The sequence below is a fragment of the Schinkia azotoformans genome (assembly GCF_035811335.1).
GTDB lineage: Bacteria > Bacillota > Bacilli > Bacillales > Bacillaceae_J > Schinkia > Schinkia azotoformans.
The window spans coordinates 17,951-36,435 of record NZ_JARSMD010000024.1 but is presented as its reverse complement, the minus strand read 5'-3'; the positions used below and the strand labels follow the sequence as shown (position 1 = coordinate 36,435).

Annotated in this window: 17 protein-coding genes; 16 read left to right on the top strand and 1 reads right to left on the bottom strand. The window is 39.2% G+C overall.

Annotated elements, in window-relative coordinates:
- The first annotated feature begins 1 nt into the window (after position 1).
- Genes P9E47_RS14605 through P9E47_RS14550 form a run of 12 tightly spaced genes read left to right on the top strand, consistent with a single transcriptional unit; the run spans position 2 to position 10,684 of the window.
- Complete coding sequence (locus P9E47_RS14605; protein ID WP_326163836.1) at positions 2-1,372, top strand: cobyrinate a,c-diamide synthase; 1,371 nt, start codon at positions 2-4, stop codon at positions 1,370-1,372.
- Entirely contained in the window at positions 1,369-2,886 is a 1,518-nt protein-coding gene (locus P9E47_RS14600) for a cobyric acid synthase (protein WP_326163834.1), read from the top strand. The genes P9E47_RS14605 and P9E47_RS14600 overlap by 4 nt, the downstream gene beginning before the upstream one ends.
- A complete protein-coding gene (gene cobT / locus P9E47_RS14595; RefSeq protein ID WP_326163833.1) occupies positions 2,883-3,935 on the top strand; it encodes a nicotinate-nucleotide--dimethylbenzimidazole phosphoribosyltransferase in 1,053 nt (350 codons plus the stop codon). Before P9E47_RS14600 ends, cobT begins: the two co-directional genes overlap by 4 nt.
- Positions 3,936-3,939: 4 nt before the next feature.
- Positions 3,940-4,596: an NAD(P)-binding protein gene (locus P9E47_RS14590; RefSeq protein ID WP_326163832.1), complete on the top strand. Its 657-nt coding sequence runs from the start codon at positions 3,940-3,942 to the stop codon at positions 4,594-4,596.
- Positions 4,593-5,366 (top strand): uroporphyrinogen-III C-methyltransferase, encoded by a 774-nt coding sequence (gene cobA, locus P9E47_RS14585; protein ID WP_003332168.1) that lies wholly within the window; start codon positions 4,593-4,595, stop codon positions 5,364-5,366. The genes P9E47_RS14590 and cobA overlap by 4 nt, the downstream gene beginning before the upstream one ends.
- Positions 5,363-5,902, top strand: a complete 540-nt coding sequence (cobO, locus tag P9E47_RS14580) for a cob(I)yrinic acid a,c-diamide adenosyltransferase (protein WP_003332169.1) — start codon at positions 5,363-5,365, stop codon at positions 5,900-5,902. The genes cobA and cobO overlap by 4 nt, the downstream gene beginning before the upstream one ends.
- Positions 5,902-7,008, top strand: a complete 1,107-nt coding sequence (cobD, locus tag P9E47_RS14575; RefSeq protein WP_003332170.1) for a threonine-phosphate decarboxylase CobD — start codon at positions 5,902-5,904, stop codon at positions 7,006-7,008. Before cobO ends, cobD begins: the two co-directional genes overlap by 1 nt.
- Entirely contained in the window at positions 7,005-7,547 is a 543-nt protein-coding gene (gene cobU / locus P9E47_RS14570) for a bifunctional adenosylcobinamide kinase/adenosylcobinamide-phosphate guanylyltransferase (protein ID WP_326163830.1), read from the top strand. The genes cobD and cobU overlap by 4 nt, the downstream gene beginning before the upstream one ends.
- Complete coding sequence (gene cobS, locus P9E47_RS14565) at positions 7,541-8,281, top strand: adenosylcobinamide-GDP ribazoletransferase (protein WP_326163829.1); 741 nt, start codon at positions 7,541-7,543, stop codon at positions 8,279-8,281. The genes cobU and cobS overlap by 7 nt, the downstream gene beginning before the upstream one ends.
- A 1-nt stretch (position 8,282) precedes the next feature.
- Entirely contained in the window at positions 8,283-8,879 is a 597-nt protein-coding gene (locus P9E47_RS14560) for a histidine phosphatase family protein (protein ID WP_326163828.1), read from the top strand.
- Positions 8,880-9,833, top strand: a complete 954-nt coding sequence (gene cbiB, locus P9E47_RS14555) for an adenosylcobinamide-phosphate synthase CbiB (protein ID WP_326163826.1) — start codon at positions 8,880-8,882, stop codon at positions 9,831-9,833. It begins immediately after the preceding gene.
- Entirely contained in the window at positions 9,830-10,684 is an 855-nt protein-coding gene (locus P9E47_RS14550) for a GHMP family kinase ATP-binding protein (RefSeq protein ID WP_326163825.1), read from the top strand. The genes cbiB and P9E47_RS14550 overlap by 4 nt, the downstream gene beginning before the upstream one ends.
- A gap of 61 nt (positions 10,685-10,745) precedes the next feature.
- On the opposite strand, the gene P9E47_RS14545 is transcribed toward P9E47_RS14550, so the two are convergent.
- Positions 10,746-11,465, bottom strand: coding sequence for a FadR/GntR family transcriptional regulator (locus tag P9E47_RS14545; protein WP_003332177.1), 720 nt, complete (start codon positions 11,463-11,465; stop codon positions 10,746-10,748).
- A gap of 392 nt (positions 11,466-11,857) precedes the next feature.
- Here P9E47_RS14545 and P9E47_RS14540 point away from each other — a divergent pair, with 392 nt between their 5' ends.
- From P9E47_RS14540 to P9E47_RS14525, 4 genes are all read left to right on the top strand, one after another.
- Positions 11,858-13,042, top strand: coding sequence for a M24 family metallopeptidase (locus P9E47_RS14540; RefSeq protein ID WP_003332178.1), 1,185 nt, complete (start codon positions 11,858-11,860; stop codon positions 13,040-13,042).
- 5 nt (positions 13,043-13,047) lie between these two features.
- A complete protein-coding gene (locus tag P9E47_RS14535; RefSeq protein WP_003332179.1) occupies positions 13,048-15,171 on the top strand; it encodes a hydantoinase/oxoprolinase family protein in 2,124 nt (707 codons plus the stop codon).
- On the top strand, positions 15,164-16,936 hold the full coding sequence (locus P9E47_RS14530) for a hydantoinase B/oxoprolinase family protein (protein ID WP_326163824.1): 1,773 nt from the start codon (positions 15,164-15,166) through the stop codon (positions 16,934-16,936). The genes P9E47_RS14535 and P9E47_RS14530 overlap by 8 nt, the downstream gene beginning before the upstream one ends.
- Before the next feature lie 112 nt (positions 16,937-17,048).
- Entirely contained in the window at positions 17,049-18,461 is a 1,413-nt protein-coding gene (locus P9E47_RS14525) for a purine-cytosine permease family protein (protein WP_326163823.1), read from the top strand.
- The last annotated feature ends 24 nt before the right edge of the window (positions 18,462-18,485 follow it).

The window sequence follows — 18,485 nt, the reverse complement described above, 5'->3', positions numbered from 1 at the left end:
GATGTCAGATCGTAGACTCGTAATCGGCGGTACAGGCAGTGGTGTCGGAAAAACAACCTTAACAATTGGACTGATGGCAGCTTTCAAAAAGCGAGGTCTAACTGTACAGGGCTTCAAATGTGGGCCTGACTATATCGATCCTTCCTATCATAGTGCTGTTACTGGTAGAGTTTCCCGTAACATTGATAGCTGGATGATTTCGCATGATTTACTTAAAGATATATTTGCCCGAGGATCTGAGGGTGCAGATATTTCAATTATTGAAGGCGTAATGGGTTTTTATGATGGCAAGGACCCAATAAACAACAGTGGCAGTACAGCTGAGATTAGCATCATTACCGAGTCACCGGTAGTTTTGATTGTAAATTGTGCCAGTATGGCTCGAAGTGCCGCCGCGATTGTTAAAGGGTTTCAACTATTAGAACCGAACGTCAATATTGTTGCCGTTATTGCCAATCGGGTTGGTAGTGAAGGTCACTATAAACTTGTGAAAACAGCGATTGAACAAGAATGTAAAGTGCCGGTAGTCGGCTATTTATTAAAGAACGAAATGATTGAAATACCTGAACGTCATTTAGGGTTAATACCATCCATTGAAAGAGGAGAACTAGACTCTTTTTTTGATAAACTTGGTGAATTAATTGAAGCAACAGTAGACCTAGATATTTTATACCAATTGGCAAAAACAAACGAGCTCAAGGAGTACTCTACGAATCTTTTTGATAATAAAGCTGAAAAAGGGATTCGGATCGCCATTGCTAAAGATGCCGCCTTTAATTTTTATTATCAAGAAAATCTTGAACTTCTTGAAGCCGAAGGAGCTGAGCTTGTTTACTTTTCCCCATTAAACGGGGAAGGATTGCCTGAGAATATTCACGGTTTATATTTGGGAGGCGGCTTTCCAGAAGAGTTTGCTGAACAGCTTAGTAGTTTAGAAGAAGTTAGAAAATCTATTAAGGATGGAATTGAAAAAGGGCTCCCAACACTGGCTGAGTGCGGCGGGTTTATGTTTTTAGCAGAGTCGATTGAAACGAATTCAGGAGATGTTTTTCCAATGGTCGGCCTTATTCCGGGAAAAGTTAAAATGCAAAAAAGGCTGGCTGCTTTAGGTTACCGACAAATAAAAGGGGCAGATAATAATTTTTTGCTGAGTCCCAATTTGGAAGCAAAAGGGCATGAATTTCATTATTCCACCTTCGAGCCAAGTGAACCAATCGGTTATGCCTACCAAACAAAAGGGATGAGAGGGTTAAAAGAGGAAGGCTATATGAACTATAATCTCATCTCAGGGTATACTCATTTTCATTTTGCATCCTGTCCGGAGATGGTCGGAAATTGGATTCGAAAATGTGAGGAGTGGAAGGGAAAATGAAAAAAGCACTTCCAATCATGATTCAAGGTACTCATTCTGATGCTGGAAAAAGCATAATAACGACGGGCCTTTGTAGAATTTTCTATCAAGATGGTTATAAAACAGCCCCATTTAAATCACAAAATATGGCACTTAACTCTTACATAACGTTGGATGGAAAAGAAATCGGCAGAGCCCAAGGTGTTCAGGCAGAGGCAGCTAAGACAATCGCCACAACAGATATGAATCCGATTCTAATTAAACCGACTCGTGACCAGGAGTCACAAATTGTTGTTCATGGGAAACCATATAGAAATATGGAAGCAGGAAGTTATCGGAAAGATTTTTTTGAAACAGGACTGCAATTGATTAAAGATTCCTACGCAAAGCTTTCAGAAAACTATGATCGAATTGTCATTGAGGGGGCAGGGAGCCCTGCGGAAATCAATTTAAATGATCGAGAGCTTGTTAATATGCGTGTTGCGAACTTGACCAATGCTCCGGTTATTTTAGTTGGAGATATTGAAAAGGGTGGTGTTTTTGCCAGTTTAGTAGGTACCTTGCAGCTTCTTTCTGAGGAAGACCGTAAACGGGTAATCGGAGTCATCATCAATAAATTCCGTGGTGACTTATCGCTATTAACTCCAGGTCTTGATTGGTTTGAAGCATATACGGGGGTTCCTATTTTAGGGGTGATTCCTTATATTCATAATCTTACTATAGATGCCGAGGACTCGGTTGCTTTAAATCGATACTCCCATGAAGAGGATCCTACAAAGGAAATCGATATTGCGGTCGTTCGTTATCCGATGATTTCAAACTTTACAGATATTGATCCGTTCATTCGTGAGCCAGACTGTCATGTTCGCTTTATAACGAAGCCTGAACAATTAAAGCAACCAGATATTATTATTCTTCCTGGAAGTAAGAATACGATTGAAGATTTGAGATTTTTAAAAGAAACAGGGTTAATGGGCAAAATTATTTCCGTTTATAAGAGCGGAAGAACAAAAGTAGTTGGCATTTGCGGTGGATATCAAATGTTGGGAGAATCCATCACGGATCCGAATCATATCGAATCAAGTATTTCTTTTGAAACAGGTTTGCAGTTATTACCGATACAAACAACGATTACAAAAGAGAAAACGACCACTTTATCGGAGGGTCTTATAAGTTTTGGTGGCTTTGATATTCTAGTAGAAGGCTATGAAATACATATGGGACAGTCTACATATGGGGATACATATACTCCTTTGATTGTAATGAAGGGCCGATCTGATGGTTGTGTGGGCAACGATGGGATGGTTATGGGAACGTATTTTCATGGTATTTTTCATAATGATTTATTTAGAGAGAAATTTATTAATGAAGTGCGAAAAATGAAAGGACTTGAAGCTGTACATGGGCGTATCTCTTTTAATCAACTTAGAGAAGATGCCTTCGACCATCTTGCAAGTCATATTAGAGAGCATGTGAAGTTAGATTATATTTATAAAAAAATGGAAGAATTTCAAACAAGAGGTGTATCGAAATGACAATCGAAACAAAGTATTCAAACATTCCTAACATAGATGCTGAGATGGGGAAAACCGTATTTAACTATATTCAGACCTTAACAAAGCCGGTCGGAAGCCTCGGTAGATTAGAAGAACTGGCAGTTCAGCTAGGAGAAATAACCGGCACTCCATTTCCGACAGTTACTCCACCAGGAATATTAGTGTTTGCTGCTGACCACGGTGTTGCTGTTGAAGGAGTATCCGCTTATCCAAAGGAAGTAACAGCTCAAATGATCCTCAATTTCCTTGGTGGTGGAGCAGGTATCAATGTGTTTGGCAGACAAATTGGTGCAATTCAAAGAGTGATTGATATAGGTGTTGCAAGTGATATAGAAGATACCGGAGTCATTCAAAAAAAGGTCCGGTACGGAACAGGGAACTTTTTGGTTGAAGAGGCGATGACAAGAAACGAGGTTGAACAAGCACTCGAAATCGGTTTTAGTCAATGTGAAGAGGTTATCCAAGAAGGTGCCAAATGTATCATCTTAGGTGAACTTGGAATTGGTAATACAACAACAAGTAGTGCGATGTTAGCAGCACTTAACGGAGTAGATTCTGTAGGTGATTTGATTGGAAGAGGAACAGGTATATCGGATGAAAAGTTACTCCTGAAGCAACAGGTAATTGAAAAAGCTTTAGCTGAAAGAAAGCCAAATCCATCGGATCCAATTGATGTTCTTTCAAAGGTGGGTGGACTTGAAATTGCTGGAATGGCAGGGGCGATGCTGGCAGCAGCCCAAAATAGAGTGCCAATTCTTGTTGATGGGTTTATTTCAACGATTTCAGCATTGGTCGCAAAAGCAATAAATCCTGCCGCTGGAGACTATATGATTGTAGGTCATCGCTCTGCAGAACCTGGCCACTTGCTGGCACTACAACTATTAGAAAAACAACCATTAATAGATTTAGGGATGCGATTGGGAGAAGGAACTGGTGCAGCCGTTGCCTTTCCAATTCTTCAATCTGCAACATTAATGATAAAAGAAATGGCTACTTTCGAGTCAGCTGGAGTTTCGAGCAAAGAGTAAGAGTATGGGAGAGAGTCGCCTGAAAAATTATCCGATTACTTTAAAGCTTGCAGGTAAGCAAGTTGTCGTGATAGGTGGGGGAACGGTAGCCGAAAGAAAGATTCATAATTTACTTGATACGGGAGCCGTTATAAACGTTATAAGTCCAGTTGCTACCGCCACCATCCAATCATGGCTGGCAACCACGAAAATAAACTGGAAAAAGAAATACTTCGAAGATGATGATATTAAGGATGCGCTTCTCATAGTTGCTGCAACAAATGAAAGAACTGTTAATCAGCGGGTTTTAAAGGCTAGTAGGCCGCATCAGTTAATTAATGTTGTTGATGATCCAGAGGGAAGTAATTTTTTTGTTCCCTCTACATTGCATCGAGGGAAACTATCGATATCAGTTTCAACCTCAGGAGCAAGTCCAGGTCTTGCAAAAAAAATCGTGAAAGAATTGGCCAGTAAATATGATGAGGATTATGAGGGATATCTTGATTTTCTCTTTGAAACTCGTAGATTCATTCAAAAAAACATCTCGAACCTAAAAGAAAGAACGGAATTGCTCACACAGCTCCTTGATGAGCGATTTCTATCTTTAACAATAGAGCAGCAATACGAGAAAAGGGATCAACTAATAAATAAGTTAATGTTGAAAAGGAGGGATTCAGAATGAAAAAAGGAAAAGTTTTTCTTGTTGGTGCAGGTCCGGGGGATATTAAACTAATGACCTTATATGGTATGGAATGTATCAAAAAGGCTGATGTAATTGCTTATGATCGTTTAATAAACAAAGAGCTGTTATCCTACGCAAAAGAGGGGGCAGAGCTGATATACGTTGGCAAGTTACCCGGTAAACATGCATTAATACAAGAAGAGATTCATGATTTATTAATTGAAAAAGCCAAAAGTGGGAAAAGTGTTACGAGGTTAAAAGGTGGAGATCCTTGTGTTTTTGGGAGAGTTGGGGAAGAAGCTGAGGTGTTGGCCGAGCACGGAATCCCGTTTGAAATCGTTCCTGGAGTGACCTCTGGAATAGCTGCTCCTGCCTATGCGGGAATACCAGTCACTCACCGTGACTACGCTACTTCCTTTACGATTGTTACGGGACACGCTAAAGAAGATAATGGAGTGGCTGGAATTAATTGGTCAGCCTTGGCCGGGGGTAGTGACACGATTGCTTTTTATATGGGAGTTGCCAACTTATCCCAAATTTGTGCTAAACTTATACAGCATGGTAAAAGTCCGACCACACCGGTTGCGGTTATCCAGTGGGGGACAACAGAATTACAGCATACCGTGACAGGTGACTTATCAACAATAGAGGAAATTGTAGATAAAGCCGGTATTAGCCATCCTGCGATCATTGTCGTTGGTGAGGTTGTTAGGTTAAGAGAAAAAATTAAGTGGTTTCAGGAACAAGGGGAAGGAGAGGTTGTAAAATGAGTAAATCTAATGGATTAGTTCTAGTATATACAGGAGATGGCAAAGGGAAAACGACTGCGGCCCTCGGCTTGGCAGTTCGTGCAACAGGAAGAGGAAAAAAAGTTTTGATGGTCCAATTCATTAAATCACCGGAGCGAACATATGGAGAACAGCTTGCATTAGAGAAAATTGGTATTGAGATTTATCAAAAAGGTTCTGGTTTTACATGGACAAAGACTCCAGAGGAACATCGTGAAGCGCTAAAAAATGCATGGGCATTTGTAAAGGAAAAAGTCTCAAGTGGGTCCTATGATGTGTTAATATTAGATGAGATTAATAATGCTCTAGCGATCGATACATTCCCTATTGACGATGTTCTTCCATTAAAGGAAGTCCTTGATTTTATTGAGAAGTATCGTGGAACGATGCATATTGTTTTAACAGGAAGAGCTGCAAAGAATGAAATTATTGAAGCGGCAGATTTAGTCACGGAAATGAAACCAATTAAGCATTATTATGATGAAGGAATTCCGGCAGTGAAGGGAATTGAATTTTAATGGCAATCATTGAAAAGCATGGCCATGGCGGAGATCTATTAACGGCACAAAACCTTTTTGGTATACCTCAAGACCAGATTCTTGATTTTAGTGCCAATATTAATCCCTTTGGCCCACCGGAAAGTGCGATGAAGGCCATCATAGATAACATACATACTATTGTTCATTATCCGGATCCGGTTCATCGCTGCTTAAGTACTAGGCTTGCCGAAAAGCTAAGTATTTCAGAAGAACAGCTAGTGATCGGGAATGGGGCTGCTGAATGTATGGCACTCGTTCTACTTGCCCTTCAGCCCAAATTAGTTGGTATTGTCTACCCATCTTTTTCAGAATATACAACCTTATCTAGTACATTGGGTGCAACGATTGAGCCGTGTTTTGGTTGTATAGAAAATAATTTTAAACCAGAAATGTCTGATTTATATCAGTTACTAGATAAAGTAGATTTAGTTTTTATCGGTCAACCGAATAATCCGACCGGTATTCTATATACGAAGGAAGAGCTAAGAAGCCTAGCAATGCAAGCCAGGAATACGAATACATATCTTGTTATCGATGAAGCGTTTATCGACTTTGTTCCTGTTCAGGAGAATTATACGATTTTAGATGAATTGAATCATTTTCCAAATATTATTATCATAAGATCGATGACTAAATTTTATGCGATTCCGGGTCTGCGCTTGGGCTATTCGATTTGTTCGGAGGAAGTGGCACTCCTGCTTAAGAGGAAGCAAGTAACTTGGAGTGTAAATAGTCTTGCATTGATCGCGGGTGAAGCATGCCTTCAGGAAAGTGGATATGCAGAAAAAACAATCGCGTTTATTGAAAGTGAAAGAGCTTATTTAATAGAAAGACTTGAAAAAGAGTTTAATTTTACGGTATTACCTAGTACGGCTAATTTTCTATTAGTAAGACTTCCGGCTTCAATGACGGCAAATGAGTTGCAATCAAAAATGGGGCAGCATGGAATTATGATTCGTTCCTGCTCGATGTACCCGGGACTATCAGAGCGGGATTTCCGTATTGCTGTTCGTACAAGGAAAGAAAATAATCAATTTCTTGAGGTACTAGAGAAAGTTGTTAAGAATTGGGGCGAAATAAAATGACAATAACTCTTGTAACCGGAGGAGTTCGCTCAGGGAAAAGTAGATTTGCTGAAACGCAGGCCAAAGAGGTAAGCCCCTCTGTTTTATATGTTGCCTTTGGAGTAAGTATTGACCATGAAATGGAACAAAGAATTAATAAACATCAGATTAGGCGTCCAAAGGAATGGGGATTACTAGAGGAACCATATAATCTGCTTAACGGAATTCACAGCTATCAATCTTATGATTGTATTCTAGTAGATAGTATAGATACATGGGTATCCAATCAATGTATTCGAATTCCCGAGGATCAGCTTAAAAACCCTGAATATCCAGCTGCGATTTTGCAAGAAACAAAAGAATGGTTAGTCCATATATCTGAGATTAATTGTTCCATTATTATCGTGACGAGCGAAACAGGCTTAGGAGGCGTGGCCATGTCTCCGCTTGGACGCTTTTTTCAAGATGTATTGGGAGAAATCAACCAACTTATTGCCGAACAAGCGGACGAGGTGTATGCGGTTATGTCTGGGATACCTTTGAGGATCAAGCCATGTTGAAGCCTTTGTTCAGTGCCATAGCTTTTTTATCTAGAATTCCGATTCCAAATATTTCTTTTACAAAAGAAAATTGGGAAAAAAGCCCCGCTTACTATCCGATTGTTGGTGCCATTATTGGTGTTTTCCTATTAATAGTAGCCAAAGGGCTTCACTTTTTCTTACCGGAAACGATCACAGCCTTTTGTATCGTGTTGTTTTGGATTTTTCTTACCGGTGGACTACATCTAGATGGCTGGATGGATTTAGCGGATGGGCTAGGAAGCAGTCGAACGCGCGAGCAAATGCTTGAAATAATGAAGGATAGCCGAGTTGGCGCTATGGGTGTCATTGCGGCGATTTTATTGATTGGTGGTAAAATGATTGTTACCTATGAATTAATAAAGCAGGGGGTAGTTATACCACTTCTGCTTGCACCGTTATTAGGAAGATTTATTATTTTACCTGCTATTAAATATTGGCCGTATCGCCAAAATGGTATCGCTGACGGATTAGGAAAATATATTTCCCATTTTACGATATTATTTCATTCACTATGGATTTTGCTCCTGACCTATTATTTAGTTGATTTGATGGGAGTCATCGTTATTTTAGTGTCCGCTTTATTAAACTTTCTATTTTTAGTTAATATTTATAAAAAACTTAAGGTATTAACTGGTGACTGTTATGGTGCGATCATTGAATGGGCTGAGGTTAATTTTCTGTTTTTATATCTATTAATTGGAAGGATTTTATAGTATGCGCATCATCTTGATCAGGCACGGACAAACAGATGAAAACAAAGAAAATCGCTATCTGGGGCACTTCGATTCTCCATTAAATAGTACGGGCAGAGAGCAGGTGGAAGGCTTGGCTGAAAGTCTGAAAAAACTGGAAGCACGGGGAATTTGTTATAGCAGCGATTTGTTGCGGGCGGTTGAAACAAGTAAAATCATCTGCCATGCTTTTTCACTGGATTTAAAGGTATACCCGGACCTTAGGGAGCTTCATTTCGGTGATTGGGATTGTCATACATATGATGAATTAAATGAAAAGAATTCTGTTGGTCTTCATCGTTGGATTTCAAATCCGTTTGAGTACTCACCTCCAAATGGGGAAACCCTTACCGAATTAGGGGCTCGAGTTGACCGCTGGGTTAAGCAGATCATTTTTTCAAATGGTGGAGAGGATTGTTTGGTTGTTAGTCATGGCGGTCCAATACGGTGGATTTTGAGTAAATGGCTTCTCCATGATGAATCGCAATTCTGGAATGTTCAAAACATCCGCCATGGGGAAGGGCTCATTCTTGAAGTTGATGTGATAAGGAATATATGGAAGCATAAGGGGAATATCTAAATGTTATTATCAATCTCTATCATAATTGCCTATATTTTTGACCGACTCATTGGAGACCCGAGAGCCCTGCCTCATCCAGTTGTGCTAATTGGAAATTGCATCTCTAAACTGGAAAAGATAATTCGAAAGTGCGAATTTAAAAATTTGAAGATGGCTGGATTACTATTTCCTTTATTGATTGTAGGGGGAACCTACTTGATCGTTTCTTTACTATTAGAGCTTAGTAAACTAGTTCATCCGTTCTTATTTTTATTCATCCAAATCATACTTATCTCTTCTACAATCGCGACAAAAGGATTAGCAGATGCTGGTTTAGGAATCTATCATTTGCTTGGTAAAAAGGACTTGGAACAAGCGCGCTACTCGTTATCTATGATTGTGGGAAGAGATACAGAGAATCTAGGTGAGGTGGAGATCACTAGAGGTACGGTTGAAACCGTAGCTGAAAATATTGTAGATGCTATCATCTCGCCTTTGTTTTTTGCGTTAATAGGTGGTGCCCCACTGGCTATGGCTTACCGAGCAACGAATACATTAGATTCGATGATTGGTTATAAAAATGAAAAATACAAAGACCTAGGCTGGGCTTCCGCTAGGCTTGATGATATATTAAATTTTATTCCTGCAAGAATCACAGGATTATTGCTGATTGTGGCAAGTTTGTTGTTACGATTAGATGCAAAAAAAGCATTAACGATTATCATAAGAGATGCGAAGCTCCATCCGAGTCCTAACAGCGGTATACCTGAATCGGCAGTTGCAGGTGCCCTTCAAATCCAACTTGGGGGAACCAACTATTATAAAGGGATTCCTTCCCACCGGGCTGTAATGGGAGACTCACATAGACCATTGCAGGCAGATGATATCCTAAAAACAGTTAAGATGATGAAAACATCTGTCAATGTTTTTATTGGAATGATTCTCTTGGGAGTTCTAGTGGGTGTTTTGGTATGAAGCTTGGAGTAGGAAAATGCAACGGTACATTTGGAGAGCTTATCCAGGGGGTCATCGGTGATTCTCCTTTTTTAGTTTCATTGCCGATTGAAATGGGAAGTTCAGCTTTATTTCTTCCAAACCCAAAATCAGAAAAAATATCAATCTTGTCCTTAAGCGCAAAACCAAAATCAGAACGGGCCTGTCAATTATTATTACGTAAGTATAATATTCAGACTGGCGGTAAACTTTTAATAACCTCTGATCTTCCAGAAGGTAAGGGAATGGCAAGTTCTTCCGCTGATTTAATGGCAAGTCTTCGAGCTGTAGCACAGACACATTCATTGCCGATTAATGAAAGTGTTCTTTCAGAAATCACCAGCACGATCGAGCCTACTGATGGAATTATGTATTCGGAATTGGTTGCCTATGATTATATTAACGGTCGGTTAATTAAAGTAATTGGACAACTTCCAAGAATGATTTTACTTGGAATCGATACGGGGGGAACGGTAGAAAGTACTATTTTTAATCAAATTCCAAAAAACTATAGTACTGAGGAAAAACAATTATTCTCAAAGGCCCTATATTTATTAAAGGAGGGTATGCAGAAAAAAGAACTTTCCTTCATATTCGAAGCTGTAACAATGAGTGCAAAAATTAACGAAAAACGGTTAGCCAAACCTTTCTTCGAGGAAATAGTTAAAATAGCAGAAGAAAATAACGGTGGAGTAGTAATTGCGCATAGTGGCACGGTTATCGGAATTTTACTGTCTCCTGATATATCGAAGCAGGAGCTCCGCATCATAATAAAAAAGGTAGAAGAAACAACAAGAAAAAAAGTAAATATTTATATGGTTGGGAAGGATTGAATATAAAAAAACGGTGTATCAGTCGAAATTCGACTGAACACCCCATATTTATATTCTATTTTTATAAACTGGATGAAGAGAAATCATTAACGAAATTGCTAAAATGATGAATATGCTGTTTCATTCTTTCAGCAGCCAATTTTGAATCTTTTTGTTCAATCGCCTCAAAAATTCCAAAAAGGTCCAAGATCAACCCTTTCTTTAATTCAGCAGGGCAATCCATATTTGTAAAGTAAGGTGTTAACGACAATGTGATCGCTTTTATCGTAGTAATAACCATACGATTATGAGTCGCTTCGGCAATGGCTTCATGAAACTTAAAATCTTGTTCATAAAAATGCTGATCAGAGAGCGTGACTTCTTTACTTGGGAGGCATGCCTTTAAATTTTTTAGATCAGCTTCTGTCCTCCTTAAAGCTGCCAAGGAACATGCTTTTAATTCGACAGTTTCTCTTACTTCGATTACTTCATCTATCGTCATACCTTCAAGGCTAAGTGAAAGGGTAATAAAATCACTAATATCACTTACAAGATCATTCAGATTAATTTCGGAAACGAAATGTCCTCCCTTTGCCCCTGATTTTGTCACAATTAATTTAGATGCACTTAAAATTTTAATGGCATCACGAATGGTCGGTCTGCTTACTTGAAATTGATCGGCCAGCTCCTGTTCGGAAGGAAGCTTGTCGCCAGGGTTTAAATCTCTGTTAATAACGGCAGTTCTTATTTGATCTGCAATTTGTTCCGATAAGGTTAATAGTTTTTTATGTTTTAATGTCATGGCCATCCTCTCAATCTTTGATTTTTTGAAAATATTCTAAATGTAAATTTTTAAAACAATTGTAGTAGATATGGTAATTATAATATTTCAAAAATTCAAAATCAAAAATATTAAAGTTAAGACTATTTTCACAGGCTAATTTGTAAAAAAATAATTACTGTGAAAAATTAATTTTCAACTGCAACTTCATGAAAAGGGAGCAAGAAAAAGGATTGTAAGCTACTGAAAATTTAATTTATTTAAAGTTTTAATATACATATATAACAACACCTTTAAATGTAAAAATAATGAACATTTAAAGCTATTTACAATTGATACAATGATGGACTATTATTCAATTATTCATTTTTAATATTTTGAAAATTAACAAAATTGGAAAAGGGGTGCAAACGGTGATTATTACTGTTGAAAAATCAGAAAGGGAGTATCGATTAAGCCAAGTAAGATCTCTCTTAAAGAAAAAAGAATATAAAGCTCTATTATTTGTAGCTGACTCTTATCTAGGCAAAAAAGGTTCATTGCGATACTTATTTGATAATCATTTAATTCACCGATATGGATATGGTCTTATTTTAGATGATACCCAGTATCAAATTCTTCCATCAGGATTGCATTGGTGTACAGATCGCCGAGTGCCGGATACATTGTTTCCTAAGGACCATGAAGCACTCGAAGTAGTCAGAAGGTTAAAACAACACAATGTGCAAAATGGGAAAATTGGCGTTGTTGGATTGAATAATACAATGAAATTAGAGGATTTTAAGTTTTTACAACGAGAGCTCCCGGAAATTCAATGGGAGGATGCCAGTATTGCGTTTGAAGAAGTTCGCTCTATTAAGAGTGAAGCTGAAATTAATGGAATCAAAGAGGCCAATCGGATCATCGAAGAAGGCTTTGATAAAATTATTGAAAATATTAGGAGTGGAATGACAGAAGAGGAAGCGGTTTCAGTTGCTTATTCCACTGTCCATGCGCTGGGAGCGAAGGATACACTATTCCTTACACTTTCAAGTGAGAACCCAGGCGAGGTTGAACCGTACTTCTTAAATCCAAGACCTCGAGTTATTAAAGAAAATGATTATCTGATCGTCTCCCTTGAAATTACTGGACCTTCGGGACACTGGGTGGAACATTCACGGATGTTTTGTTTTGGAGAACGTGATGTGGAAATGGAAAAAATGGCAGGCCTCGTTGCCAAAGGAATTGAGTACGCTGAACACGCGATGAAACCAGGTGTAAAAGTAACCGACATTCAAGCAGAAGTAGAAAAAATTGCTGCAGCAGAAGGTGCTTTATGTGGTCATTTGACTGGACACGCCATTGGTATGGATGTTATTGAGCGCCCATTTGTTGCCAGACCAGCTGAGCTTTCATTCATAGGGGTAGAGGTGCCTACAGGTGATGATGAACAGCTGTTGTATTTGCAAGAAGGGATGGTTATTAGTTTCCATCCACAAATAATGAATCGGGAAATGAATAAATCAGCCTATATGTCAGATGTTTTTGTTATTACAAAGGATGGAGCCGAACGATTATCTAACCGCAGTCATGAAGTTATTTTAATTAAGGGAAGGTGAAGTGAATGAAATATCGTATTGGTATTGATGTAGGAGGTACATTTACTGACTTTTTGCTAACTGATCAGGAAGGGAATTCAAGCGTATACAAAACATTATCTACACCTAGTGATCCTACAATTGGTTTTTTTAATGGACTAACTGAAATGGCGCAAGATTATCAAATGGATCTTAAAGAATTTATTCAAAAGATTGAATTAATTGTTCATGGAACAACGGTAGGAACAAATGCAACTCTTACGTATAATGGGGCCAAAACAGCATTGCTAACAACAAAGGGTTTTCGCGATACGTTAGAGATGCGTCAAGGTCTAAGACCAGATGCTTACAACAATCAATATGTTTCACCGAAAGCATTTGTACCTCGACATCTACGGCTCGGGATTGAGGAGAGGGTGGATTATAAAGGTCAGGAGGTAGCACCTTTATCAGAACAAGACATTCATGACGCCATCGATTATATCCGTGAGCAAGGAGTTGAAGCGATTGCCATCAGTTTTATGCACTCGTATGCTAACGGAGAGCACGAGTTAAGAGCCGGTGAAATTGTTAGAGAAAAGCTGCCCCATCATTATGTAACCCTATCAAGTCAACTTGTGCCGCGCTCTCGCTTATATGACCGAACTAGCACAACGGTTCTGAATTCATATATTGGACCTATCATTCAAAACTACTTAACTAACTTAACAAGAAAACTAGAAGATTACTGCTTTGACGGCACCTTACTAATTATGCAATCCAATGGCGGCGTTGCTACTCCGGCAGCAACGATTTTAAAAGCAGCTAATACTTTATTATCTGGACCCGCTTCAGCTCCAGTTGCAGGAAGCTGGTACTTGAAGCCACATGGAATAATGGATGCATTAACGATGGATATGGGCGGAACTAGTTTTGATGTAGCCCTTATTAAAGATGGTTATCCGTTAATCCGTACAGAGGGTGAAATAGCTGATTGGCCGATAAGTCTGCCAACGGTTGATATTCATACAATCGGTTCAGGCGGGGGGTCCATTGCATGGGTAGATGAAGGTGGCTTACTCCATGTAGGTCCACAAAGTGCTGGTGCATATCCTGGTCCTGTCTGCTATGGGTTTGGGGCCGAATTACCAACAGTTACAGATGCAAATTTAGTGCTTGGTTATTTAAATCCTAACTATTTTTTGGGTGGAAAAATGAAGCTCGATGTAGAGCAGGCGAAACAGGCTATTAAAAAGCAAGTAGCGGATAAATTAGGATTAAGCGTGGAAGAAGCTGCCCAAGGTATCATTGATATGGTCAATGTTAATATGGCAAATGGCATTCGTGAAATCAGTACGAAAAGGGGCTATGATCCACGGGAGTTCCCGTTAGTTTGTGCTGGTGGTGCCGGTCCGCTTCACGCTGCTGCAATAGCTGAAGAACTTGACAGCACACTTGTTGTTATTCCAAAAGAATCCTCGATATTCTGTGCGGCCGGAATGCTCATGTCAGATTTAAGACATGATTTTGTAAAAGTAAATCGTGCATCTACTAGAGAAATAGAATTAGACCAAATTAGTGATATATTCCAACAGCTTGAGGACCAAGGTGCCAAGGTGCTTAGCGGTGATAGTGTAAGAGAAGAGGAAATGCAGTTCCAGTATAGCTTGGATATGATGTATGTTGGTCAGTATTTCCAAGTGAATGTTCCTTTCACTGCAGAAGAAATGAAAACGATTACAATCACTTATATCGAAGAAAAGTTCCATAAATGGCATGATCAATTATTTGGCTACAGTACACCGGAGATGGAGGTTGAAATTGTTAATTTCAATCTATCAGCCTTAGGAATTACGAAAAAACCTAATATGAAGCATACCGAATATCGCAGCAACTCAGCTGAACATGCTTATAAAGGAAAACGCCCAATGTCACTTGGTGATCACGGTAAGTTAGTGGAAACACCAGTGTATGATGGAGAGGTTCTTGTCCATGGTAACCATATTAGTGGACCGGCGATTATCGAACAGAAAGTAACTACGATCATTGTCTCTGCTTATTTTAATGTAATTTGTGATAAAAATGACAATTACATTATGTATAGTAAAAAGATGGATACAGAAGCTGTCAAACACTTTATCGAAGAGAACAGAGGTGTCATTTATGAGTGAGAACAAGAAAGTTGCTATTAACCCAATTCTTGCATCGGTCATTCAACGTCGTTTAAACGCCGTAACACATGATATGGCCAAAGTGCTGCAGCAGACATCCCGCTCCCCAGTGTTCAATGAGGCTGGTGATTTCGTAACAGGATTATTCGATCATCAAACGAGAATGATGGAGCAAAGTGCCAATATCCCCATCATTGGGTTCGGGGCTCAGCCAGCATTACCGTATATTATGGAGTTTTTCAAAGACGACCTTTATCCGGGAGACGTCATTGTCCACAATGATGTGTATGAAGGGGGAAATCAAACCCATGATGTAGGAATCTATAAACCAGTTTTCTATCAAGATGAACTAGTAGGTTGGACAGTCAGTAAAGGGCATTTAACAGATTTAGGAGGTGCCACTGCTGGTGGTTATAATCCACAGCATACAGAAGTTTGGCAGGAAGCGATTCGGATTCCCGGTGTGAAAATCATTGAAAAAGGGAAGATCAGACGTGATGTATGGAAAATGCTGTTTGCCAATGTTCGGGTGAAAATCGTAGAAGAAGATGTAAAAGCGATGATAGGTGCATGTAATATTGGGGAACGTGGTCTATTAAAAGTAGTCGAAAAATATGGCTTGGAAACTTTCCGCAGCCACTTGGACTATATTATAGAAGCAACTGAAAAACAAACGAAAGAAATTATTCGCAGATGGAGACCTGGCACTTATTATGGTGTTAGCTATATGGTGTCAGATGGCGTTGACCCACTACGGAAATATAAAATTGCAGTTAAAATTACCATTAATGATGACGGAAAAGTAAAAATGGATTTTACAGGTACAGATAAACAGGCACCTGGATTTACAAATATGCCTCCTGCAGGAGCGAAAGCAGCATGTGCAATTGCATATTTAATGCTAATTAATCCGGGAACAGAGATTGCCCAAAATGAAGGGTTATTTTCCTCATTGGATTGCTATTTTCCAAAGGGTAGTATATTAAATCCTAACTTCCCGGCAGCTACAATCGTTGGAAACCAAATTGCAGATGTTTTATTAGAGGCGATTATGAATGCGCTAAAAGATGCTGTACCTGATCAAGTGACAGCTGGCTGGTGTAAGGCCTGTCCACCAGTATTTACTGGAACAGATCCTCGTAAAAATGAACCCTACTTTGATTTTGGGTTTATGGCAAAAGGCGGTCAAGGTGCGTTGGAAGGATTTGATGGTTTCAATGGAATCGGATTTGCCGGTGCGGCAGGTTGCATGAGATCACAGGATCCCGAAATGTTGGAAATAAAAGATCCTTTCTTCATGGAAGCGTATGAGTATTTGCCAGACTCTGCCGGTGCAGGGAAGTACCGTGGCGGGTATGGTACCTATGTGAAAATCCGCATCGATGGTGACAACAATGCCGTTGGAACACTTGGTGATGGAATGGAATATGAGGGAGCTAAGTTACCACATGGATTATTTGGAGGCCGGGAAGGTATGAGTAATAATTATCTCCTCTATCTTCCTGATGGAACTATACAAAAGGTAGGTTCCAAAGACATGGTATTCCAAGTGCCCAAAGGGACCTGGCTTGAAATGTATTGTGGCGGTGGCGGTGGCTACGGTTCACCGATCTTGCGTGATATCAATAAGGTTCAAGAGGAAGTATCAGACGGACTTTTATCAATCGAGAAAGCGAAAAATGAGTATGGGGTAGAAGTGGACCCGAAGACAGGAAAAGTAAATCTCGAAGCTACTAATCTATTAAGAAAGCAATTGTTATCATAACAAAGCGGTTGTTTTTGTAAGTTTTCCTAGTAAGGTGACAGGCCTTACAAACAAATTGTAGGAGTCTGTCACTTAGGAGAAATCAGATTCATTGGTAGAGAGGAGATTTCAGATGTCACAAAAATTAGAAAACATGATGGAGGACTACTCGCTTGAGGCTGTTCCAGCTGAAATGAGGAGACCGTGGAAGGATCTTGCCGCTGTAGGTGTAGGAATTGGGTCCAGTCTTGCTGTATTACTCACTGGTGGGCTTGTAACGTTTATGGCTGGATTTTGGATGGGAATGCTCGCAGCATTTATAGCATTTCTTGTCAGTACTTTTTTCACCATATCATTAGGTGTGATCTCATTTCGCGACGGTTTTTCAAGCAATATCATTTCTAGGGCGTATGCTTTCGGCACAAGAGGTTCCGCCATCGGTTCCTTAATTTGGGCTTTTATGATTATCGGTTTTCTTGGAATGGAAAGCGTATTAATAGGAAACTCGATATTCTTTTATTTTGATATAGAACCTACATTCACTATCAAGCTTATCTTTTACTTAATTTTAACTGCTATCTGGATTGTCCTATCATTATTTGGTAATAAATTAGTTTCTCGTGTAGCAGAGATTATGATTCCTTTGCTGTTTTTAATGTTACTTTTTATGGTGTTTTTATTAATGAAACAAGGCTCATTAGTAGAAGCAGTTACCCACGGTATTCTTGTTCCTAATATGACGACTAGTCAAGGCTTTGCAATTGCCTTAAATGCTACGGTTGTTTTGGCAGGACTACTAGCAATTGTTGTTGCGGATTTTACAAGATTTTCAAAGTCAACTAAAGATGTCGTAAAAGTAAGTGTGGCTTCAAACTTCTCTCTATTTGGTGTGACGATGTTTTTTGGAGCGGTCATTACTTATTTCGGTTATCAATTAACTAACGATTATTTCTTAAAACAAGGAATGGATCCTGCTGCAGCAGGGATGGCTGCGATTACAAATCCGGGTATTACCCTAGTTCTAGCGGGAGGTTTTTGGGGGTTATTAACGATTATTTTTTCGCAGTCAAAAGTGCAGGTTGGGAATTCTTACGAAGGAGCGCTGGCGCTTGTTAACTTGTTTGATACTGCCTTCAATTGGAGACCTGGCAGAGCCGTGATGGTTGTTTTAGCCAATATTATTTCTCTTGTTTTCATCTTTGGAAACATCTTACATTATATTGAAGCGTTTTTAACAATTGGCAGTGTGTTGTTATGCGTGTGGGTAACGATTGTGTTAACAGATTATTATGTCGTAAGGGGAACATTGAAGTTTGGCCAAAAAGGTATTGTCAATCTTGACGACATTCCTGCGGTAAATTGGATTGGGTTACTTACGTTAGTTGTAAGTACCTTTACCGGTATGGCCTTTTACCAACAAAATTGGTTCCAAGTACCTTTTATAATCTCAACGGTATGTGCCTTTGTCCTATATCTTGGATTGAATTATTTAAAGAGCCAGTTTACTTCTTCTAAGAAAAATAATTTGAATAATATTTCAGGTTAATTTTCTAAACAAATTCATCAACTA

Coding starts and splice junctions, on each gene's coding strand:
- P9E47_RS14605 (WP_326163836.1), top strand. CDS start 2: ATGTCAGATCGTAGACTCGTAATCGGCGGTACAGGCAGTGGTGTCGGA.
- P9E47_RS14600 (WP_326163834.1), top strand. CDS start 1,369: ATGAAAAAAGCACTTCCAATCATGATTCAAGGTACTCATTCTGATGCT.
- cobT (WP_326163833.1), top strand. CDS start 2,883: ATGACAATCGAAACAAAGTATTCAAACATTCCTAACATAGATGCTGAG.
- P9E47_RS14590 (WP_326163832.1), top strand. CDS start 3,940: ATGGGAGAGAGTCGCCTGAAAAATTATCCGATTACTTTAAAGCTTGCA.
- cobA (WP_003332168.1), top strand. CDS start 4,593: ATGAAAAAAGGAAAAGTTTTTCTTGTTGGTGCAGGTCCGGGGGATATT.
- cobO (WP_003332169.1), top strand. CDS start 5,363: ATGAGTAAATCTAATGGATTAGTTCTAGTATATACAGGAGATGGCAAA.
- cobD (WP_003332170.1), top strand. CDS start 5,902: ATGGCAATCATTGAAAAGCATGGCCATGGCGGAGATCTATTAACGGCA.
- cobU (WP_326163830.1), top strand. CDS start 7,005: ATGACAATAACTCTTGTAACCGGAGGAGTTCGCTCAGGGAAAAGTAGA.
- cobS (WP_326163829.1), top strand. CDS start 7,541: ATGTTGAAGCCTTTGTTCAGTGCCATAGCTTTTTTATCTAGAATTCCG.
- P9E47_RS14560 (WP_326163828.1), top strand. CDS start 8,283: ATGCGCATCATCTTGATCAGGCACGGACAAACAGATGAAAACAAAGAA.
- cbiB (WP_326163826.1), top strand. CDS start 8,880: ATGTTATTATCAATCTCTATCATAATTGCCTATATTTTTGACCGACTC.
- P9E47_RS14550 (WP_326163825.1), top strand. CDS start 9,830: ATGAAGCTTGGAGTAGGAAAATGCAACGGTACATTTGGAGAGCTTATC.
- P9E47_RS14545 (WP_003332177.1), bottom strand. CDS start 11,465: ATGACATTAAAACATAAAAAACTATTAACCTTATCGGAACAAATTGCA.
- P9E47_RS14535 (WP_003332179.1), top strand. CDS start 13,048: ATGAAATATCGTATTGGTATTGATGTAGGAGGTACATTTACTGACTTT.
- P9E47_RS14530 (WP_326163824.1), top strand. CDS start 15,164: ATGAGTGAGAACAAGAAAGTTGCTATTAACCCAATTCTTGCATCGGTC.
- P9E47_RS14525 (WP_326163823.1), top strand. CDS start 17,049: ATGTCACAAAAATTAGAAAACATGATGGAGGACTACTCGCTTGAGGCT.